Source organism: Nocardioides sp. (genome assembly GCF_036401255.1).
Taxonomy (GTDB): domain Bacteria; phylum Actinomycetota; class Actinomycetes; order Propionibacteriales; family Nocardioidaceae; genus Nocardioides.
Genome location: NZ_DASWVI010000367.1, coordinates 1 through 7,217, shown reverse-complemented (window position 1 = coordinate 7,217; position 7,217 = coordinate 1). Strand labels below are relative to the sequence as shown.

The 7,217-nt window shown below is 72.6% G+C and carries 5 protein-coding genes and 1 pseudogene; 3 read left to right on the top strand and 3 right to left on the bottom strand.

Annotation, left to right across the window (positions count from 1 at the left end; genetic code table 11):
• Window positions 1–112 precede the first annotated feature (112 nt).
• The 3 genes and pseudogenes from VGD85_RS23175 to VGD85_RS16950 all read left to right on the top strand — a co-directional run bounded on the left by VGD85_RS23175 (window position 113) and on the right by VGD85_RS16950 (window position 3,827).
• Window positions 113–1,461, top strand: a pseudogene (locus VGD85_RS23175) (DUF1800 domain-containing protein).
• Between the two features lie 4 nt (window positions 1,462–1,465).
• A complete protein-coding gene (locus tag VGD85_RS16955; RefSeq protein WP_331064610.1) occupies window positions 1,466–2,701 on the top strand; it encodes a DUF1501 domain-containing protein in 1,236 nt (411 codons plus the stop codon).
• 76 nt (window positions 2,702–2,777) lie between these two features.
• Window positions 2,778–3,827: a hypothetical protein gene (locus VGD85_RS16950; protein WP_331064609.1), complete on the top strand. Its 1,050-nt coding sequence runs from the start codon at window positions 2,778–2,780 to the stop codon at window positions 3,825–3,827.
• Here VGD85_RS16950 and VGD85_RS16945 read toward each other — a convergent pair.
• From VGD85_RS16945 to VGD85_RS16935, 3 genes are all read right to left on the bottom strand, one after another.
• Window positions 3,793–4,740, bottom strand: coding sequence for an Acg family FMN-binding oxidoreductase (locus VGD85_RS16945; protein WP_331064608.1), 948 nt, complete (start codon window positions 4,738–4,740; stop codon window positions 3,793–3,795). The two genes, VGD85_RS16950 and VGD85_RS16945, sit on opposite strands and share 35 nt — an antisense overlap.
• A gap of 124 nt (window positions 4,741–4,864) precedes the next feature.
• The gene (locus VGD85_RS16940) at window positions 4,865–5,968 is read right to left on the bottom strand and encodes a nitronate monooxygenase family protein (protein WP_331064607.1); all 1,104 of its coding nucleotides are present in this window, start codon (window positions 5,966–5,968) and stop codon (window positions 4,865–4,867) included.
• Between the two features lie 39 nt (window positions 5,969–6,007).
• A partial coding sequence (locus VGD85_RS16935) for an AMP-binding protein (protein ID WP_331064606.1) occupies window positions 6,008–7,217 on the bottom strand: 1,210 nt, incomplete at its 5' end.

Here is a 7,217-nt window from a genome sequence, read left to right as displayed (position 1 = left end):
GGCCGCGAGCTACCCGCCGGCGCGCTACCGCAAGCACCGGCTGCTCGGCGCCCGGAGCCGGCACCTCGTCGGCCGCTTCTCGTACGGCGTCACCCCGGCGCTGGCCGCCCAGGTGCGCACGGCCGGCGGGGCCCAGGCGTGGTTCGCGGCCCAGCTCGACCCCGACTCGGTGGCCGACCCCGGCACCGACGAACTGCGCGGCTGGTGGCCGGGCCTCTCACGGGGCGCGACCGAGCTGTGGCAGCGGCAGCGCGACGGCGTCGAGGGCGTGTGGGAGGTCATGTTCGACTACCAGCGCTGGGTCCTGCTGCGGCGGATGCGCTCGCGGCGGCAGCTGCTGGAGGTCATGACCGAGTTCTGGGAGAACCACTTCAACGTCCCGGTCAACGGAGACGCCCAGGGCTTCTGGCGACGGCAGTACGGCGACGAGATCCGCGCGGCCGCGCTGGGCAGCTTCGCGGACCTGCTGCAGGCGACGATCACCCACCCCGCGATGCTGATCAGCCTCGACAACGTCGACTCGTCCAAGGCCCACCCCAACGAGAACCTCGGCCGCGAGCTCCTCGAGCTCCACACCGTCGGCCGGGGCGAGTACGACGAGGACGACGTGAAGGCCTCCGCCCGGATCCTCACCGGCTGGAGCCTGGACATGTGGAACACCTTCCAGCCCGTGTACCGCACGAAGTGGCACGCCACCGGCCCGGTGCAGGTGATGGGCTTCAGCCACCCGAACGCCGACTCCGACGGCCGGGCGGTCACTCGCGCGTACCTGAACTACCTGGCCCGCCACCCCGCGACCGCCCGCCGGCTCGCCCGCAAGCTCGCGGTGAAGTTCGTCAGCGACGACCCGTCCCCGAGCTCGTCGAGCGGCTGGCCCGGGTCTACCTCGACCACGACACCGCGATCGCCCCGGTGCTGCGCGCGCTGGTCGCCTCGACCGCGTTCACCGGCTCCGTGGGCGCCAAGGTCCGCGACCCCGGTGAGGACCTGGTCGCGACGTACCGTGCGCTCGGCGTCCGGATCACCCGGCCCACGGCCGACCGGGACGCCGCCAACGCGCTGCTGTGGCAGGTCGACGGCCTCGGCACGAAGCCGTTCGACTGGCCGCGCCCCGACGGCCAGCCTGTCGACAACCGGTCCTGGGCGTCGCCGTCGCGGCTGCTCGCGTCGATGGACGTCCACCTGAGCCTGTGCGGCGGCTGGTGGCCCGACGAGGGCATCAACTACCACCGTCCGGCGTGGTGGCTGCCGAAGTCCCCGATCCGCTTCGACCTGCTCGTCGACCACCTGTCGCAGGTGATCCTGCACCGGCACTCCACCTCCCAGCTGCTCGAGGCCTGCTGCCTCGCGGTGAACCTCGGACCTCACGAGCGGATCACCCGCGACCACCCGCTCGTGCGCTGGGACATGCCCCGACTGCTCACCACGTTCCTCGACTCCCCCGCCTTCCTCACCCGGTGACGACATGACCGAGCCCTGCTGCCCCGAGTTCGCGCGCCTCTCGCGCCGCGGTCTGTTCTCCGGCGCCGTCGCGCTCGCCGGCGCCACCACGGTCATCGGCTCCGCGGCGATCACCACCTCGACCGCCGCGCTGTCGCCGGCGCCCGCGGTGCTCGTCGTCCTCTCCCTGCGCGGGGCCGCCGACGGGCTCTCGCTCGTCGTGCCCCACGACGACCCGGTCTACTACAGCTCGCGCCCGGGCATCGCGGTGTCGGCGACGGCGCTGCTGCGGCCGGACGCGAAGTTCGGCCTGCACCCCGAGCTGGCTCCGCTCCTGCCGCTGTGGGACGCCGGCCGCCTCGCGGCGGTGCACGCCACCGGGCTGCCGGCGCCCAACCGCTCGCACTTCTCCGCGATGGAGGAGGTCGAGGACGCCGACCCGGGGTCCGACGTGCGCACCGGCTGGCTCAACCGCCTGATCGGCACCGACACCGAGACCTCCCCGCTGCAGGGGTTCAACGTCGGCGGCGGCGTCGTACCCACCTCGCTCTACGGCCCTCAGGGCGTGATGTCGGCCAGCGACGTCGGGTCGGTCCGGATCTCCGGCGACGACAAGTGGGACACCACCAAGGGGCGCCGCTCCTCGCTGCACCGGCTGTGGGACGACGACCGCACCACGCTGGGCACGGCGATGCGGTCGATGTTCTCCGCCCTGGACGACTTCGCGCCCGTGCGTGGCGCCGCTGACAACGGCGGCGCCTACCCCCGCACCGACGTCGGGCGGGCGCTGTCGGAGGTCGCCCGGGTGATCCGCGGCGACGTCGGCGTCCGGGTGATCACCGTGGACCAGGGCGACTGGGACATGCACGCCGACCTCGGCACGGCCGAGCGTGGCTGGCTGCGCGACAACACGCGCGACCTGGCCGCCGCGATCGCCGCGTTCTTCGGCGACCTCGGCGACCAGACCGACAAGGTGACGCTGGTGACGATCAGCGAGTTCGGCCGCCGCGTCGTGGAGAACGACAGCGGTGGTCTCGACCACGGCTACGGCAACGTGATGTTCCTCGCGGGCGCCGGGGTGCGGGGCGGCTACCACGGCACGATGCCGCCGCTCACCGGCGACCTCGACTCCGACGTGCCGGTCACCACCGACTACCGCAGCGTCCTGGCCGAGGTCGTCTCGAAGCGGTTCGGGGCCTCGACCGCCGCGGTGTTCCCCCGGTTCACCCCCGAGCCGGTCGGCGTGATGACCTCGGCCTGACCCGCGCCCCCCACCGCACCGCCCTCGGCACCGCCCCCGTCGACAAGAACGTGTTCTCTCTGGGACGGTGGCGCACGTGCGCGTGATCCAGTGGGCCACCGGCGGCGTCGGCCGGGCCGCCATCGAAGGCATCCTGCTCCACCCGGACCTCGAGCTCGTGGGCTGCTGGGTGCACAGCGCGGCCAAGGACGGTCGCGACGTCGGGGAGATCCTCGGCGGCGGCCCGATCGGGGTGCGCGCGACCAGCAGCGTCGAGGAGATCCTCGCGCTCGAGGCGGATGCGGTCGTGTACGCCCCGCTGGTGCCCGACCGCGACGAGGTCGCGGCGCTGCTGCTCTCGGGCAAGAACGTCGTGACGCCGGTCGGCTGGTTCTACCCCACCGAGAAGGACGGCGCCCCGCTCGCCAGGGCGTGCGCCGAGGGCGGCACCACCCTGCACGGCACGGGGATCAACCCCGGCGGGGTCACCGAGCTGCACCCGCTCGTGTTCTCGGCCCTCTCCTCGGCCGTGACGTTCGTGCGCGGCGAGGAGTTCTCCGACATCCGCACCTACGACGCGCCGGACGTGGTGCGCCACATCATGATGTTCGGCGGTCCGCCGGAGGAGGCGATGGGCGGCCCGATGCTCGGGCTGCTGTCGGGTGGGTTCGTGCAGTCGGTCCGTATGTGCCTGGACGCCTTGGGCTTCTCCTCCGACGCCGAGATCCGCACCTCACAGGAGGTCGCGGTCGCCACCGCCCCCATCGAGACGCCGATCGGTGTGATCGCGCCTGGATCGGTGGCCGGCCAACGGTTCGTCTGGGAGGCCTTCGTCCGCGAGGAGTGCGTGGTCCGGATCGCGGTCAACTGGCTGATGGGCGAGGAGCACCTCGAGCCGGCCTGGACGTTCGGCCCCGAGGGCGAGCGCTTCGAGGTCGAGGTGCGCGGCGACCCCGACACGTTCGTCACCATCAAGGGCTGGCAGCCCGAGACGGTCGAGGAGGGACTGGTCCGCAACCCCGGCGTCGTCGCGACCGCGCAGCACTGCGTGAACTCGATCCCGTACGTCGTGGCCGCGGATCCGGGGATCCGGACCTATCTCGACCTGCCGCTCATCGCGGGGCGGGCGCACCCCGACCTGCGCTGACCCGTACCGGGCGGCGGGGCGTCGGCCGGGCCGGCGCGGTCGGCCCGAGCCGGGCGACCATCTGCGGCACGTGACCCTGCAGCACCGCGGCGAGACGGGCCCGCATCGCGGGACTCGCCTCGCACGGCTGGTTCTCGAAGGCCGCGGACAGCCCGGCGCCGTGGGCGACCAGCAGCACCCGCTCGAGCGCCTGGCCCGCACGCAGCCAGTCCTCCGGCTCGTCCTCGTGGGTCGCGAGCACCACGACCGCGGGCGCCTCCTCGACGAGCCGGGCGTCGGCCCTGCCCAATCGGCGGCCCAGGTCGAGGTGGGCGACCACGAAGCGGGTCGGCACGAGGGCGGCGATCGAGACCGGCAGACCGTCACCGCGGCGCCGGATCCGGAACCACCGGGCCAGCTCGCGGCGCCACCCGCGGTCGCACCAGAGGACGCGATCGGCCTCGGCGACCAGGCCGGCGACCGAGTCGCGCTGGAGGGCATCCATCACGTGCAGGCAGGCGCCCTCTGCCTCGGCGGCGGCCCGCAGCGCGGCCAGCACCATCGGCGGCACGGATGTCCTCGCGAACGGCCCGTGGTGCGTGTGCCGAGCCGCCAGCGCGTCGTACAGAGCGCCCTCGTCGCCGGGCGTGCCGGCCAGGTGCACGGTCGCCAGATGGTCGGGGTCGGCGCTCGGGAACGGCACCACCACCGTCCCGGTCCCGGCGTGCGCGGCCGCCACCCGGAGGGCGAACAGCGCGGCACCGCAGCTGATCACGAGCTCGCGGCCGCGGGGGTCGTTGACGGGGAGGGCCTGGCGCCGGTCCGCGTGCAGCTCGATCCGCGTCTCGTCGGGCGAGGCGATCCAGCGCCAGGGCTGCGTGTTGTGCGACGACGGCGCCTGGGCAGCTGCTGCGACGAGCTCCATGATCGACATCTGGCCTCCCACGCCGAGCCTGACGCGCCCGCCCTGCGGCCGGTCAGGGGCGAAGGTCCGCCTCCCGGGTGCCGCTGGACCTGCCGTGGGCCCGCCGTGGGACCGGCCGCCGATGCGGGGGCCGCTACTTGCGGATCGACTCCAGCCGGGTCACGGCCTCCTCGAACTCCGCGACCAGGTCCGCCATCACCTCGGCGACCGGCCGGACGTCGTTCATCCGGCCGACGATCTGGCCGATCGGCATCGAGATGACGTCGGGGTCGCCCGAGGCGTTGATGCGGTTGTGGGCGTCGGCCACGAGCAGGTTCTGCAGCGGCATCGGCAGCGGCTCGGGCGCGTCGGCCTCGGCCCACGCCTCGGTCCACTTCGTCTTCAGCAACCGTGCCGGCTTGCCGGTGTAGATGCGGGTGCGGACGGTGTCGGAGGAGGTCGCGCGCGTGAACGCCTCGGTCCACCCGGCGTTGGACTGGAGGTTCTGGTACTCCTCGGTGCCGAGCCAGATCGACCCGGTCCACACGCCCTGCGAGCCGAGCGCGAGCGACGCCGCGATCTGCCGGCCCGAGCCGATCCCGCCCGCGCCCAGCACCGGGACGTCCGATCCGACCGCGTCGACGATGTCGGGCTGGAGCACCATGCTGGCGATCTCGCCGGTGTGACCGCCGGCCTCGTAGCCCTGCGCCACGATGATGTCCACACCGTTCGCCACATGGGAGCGGGCATGCTTGGCGGCGCCGGCCAGCGCCGCGACGAGGATGCCGTGCTCATGGCACTTCTCGATCACGTCGACCGGGGGCGAGCCGAGGGCGTTCGCGATGAGCACCGGACGGTGGTTGAGGGCGACGTCGAGGTGCGAGCGGGCCACCGAGTGCAGCCAGCCGAGCACCCCGTCGCGGCCCTCGCCCTCGGGCAGCGGGGGTACGCCGAGCCGCTGCAGGGTGCGCTCGACGAAGCTGATGTGGTCCTCGGGGATCATCGACTTCAGGTCCACCGAGGAGCCCTCGGTCGGGATCTTCATCGGCATCACGATGTCGACGCCGTACGGCTTGCCGTCGGTGTTGTCGTCGAGCCAGCTCAGCGTGCGCTCGAGCTCGTCGGTGTCGTTGAAGCGGACGCACCCCAGCACGCCGAGCCCGCCCGCGCGGGAGACCGCGGCGGCCACGTGCTCGGAGGGCGTGAACGCGAAGATCGGGTGGTCGATCCCGAAGGTGTCGCAGATCGGGGTGCGCATGGGATTCTTCTCTCTCCCGAGGGTGGGGTCCGACCGACGTCAGACGGCGGTGGGGTTGACGGTGGCGGCCTTGGCGGCGAAGCCGGCCATGGCCAGCTCCTTGGCCTTCGGGTACTGCGCCTTGCCGGTGGCGTTGCGCGGGATCCGGTCGACGATCGTCAGCGACCGGGGCAGCTTGTAGCCGGAGAGGTGCGCCCGGAGGAACTCGCGCAGCTCGTCGAGCTCGAGCGTCGCGCCCTCGCGCAGCTCGACGACGGCCGCGACCGCCTGGCCGTACTTCTCGTCGGGGATCCCGACGACGAGCACGTCGTAGACGGCGGGGTGTCCCTTGACGGCCATCTCGACCTCTTCGGGATAGACCTTCTCGCCGCCGGTGTTGACGCAGTTGGAGCCGCGCCCGAGGAGCGTCACCCGGCCGCCCTCCTCGATCCGGGCGAAGTCACCGGGGACGGAGTAGCGGGCGCCGTCGACCTCGATGAACGTCGCCGCCGACTTCACCGGGTCCTTGTAGTAGCCGACGGGCACCGAACCGCCGCGAGCCAGCCGACCGGTGCGTCCGACGTTGGTCTCCAGGTCGAGGATCCGGTTGTCCTCGTCGAGCACCACGCTGCCCGGGCCCAGCGCGACCACTGGGCCGTCGGTGGAGATGTTGGCGGGGTCCTGCATGCCCATGCCGCCGAACCCGGTCTCGGTCGACCCGACCGAGTCGGTGAAGACCGCGTTGGGGAAGGCCGCCATCCACCGGGCCTTGACCGGCGGGCTGAAGATCGCGGCGCTGCTGGAGATCGCGAACAGGCTCGAGCCGTCGAACCCGCCCTCCTCGTAGGCCTCGATCAGCGGCCGGGCCATCGCGTCGCCGGTCATGAAGATCAGCTGCACCTTGTTCTCGTCGATCACCCGCCACACCTCGTGGGCGTCGAACTTGGGCGTGAGGATCGTCAGGTGGCCCGCGAACAGGTGCATGAGCATGGCGGCCTGGGCCCCGCCGTGCATCAGCGGGCTCAGCGGGAACGTGACCATCGGGTCGCTCTCGGCCGCCTTCGTGGACTGGTCGTACTCCTCGAGACGCTCCCCCGTCATGAAGTCGATGCCGCCGCCGAGGACGCGCCAGAAGTCCTCGTGGCGCCACATGACGCCCTTGGGGAAGCCGGTGGTGCCACCGGTGTAGACGATGTAGACGTCGTCGGCGCTGCGCGGCCCGAAGTCGCGGTCCGTGCTCTGGCCGGCCAGGGCCTCCTCCCAGGCGATC

Bases quoted from the DNA above. Each gene is read 5' to 3' on its own strand.
- VGD85_RS16955 (WP_331064610.1), top strand. From the start codon at position 1,466: ATGACCGAGCCCTGCTGCCCCGAGTTCGCGCGCCTCTCGCGCCGCGGT.
- VGD85_RS16945 (WP_331064608.1), bottom strand. From the start codon at position 4,740: ATGTCGATCATGGAGCTCGTCGCAGCAGCTGCCCAGGCGCCGTCGTCG.
- VGD85_RS16940 (WP_331064607.1), bottom strand. From the start codon at position 5,968: ATGCGCACCCCGATCTGCGACACCTTCGGGATCGACCACCCGATCTTC.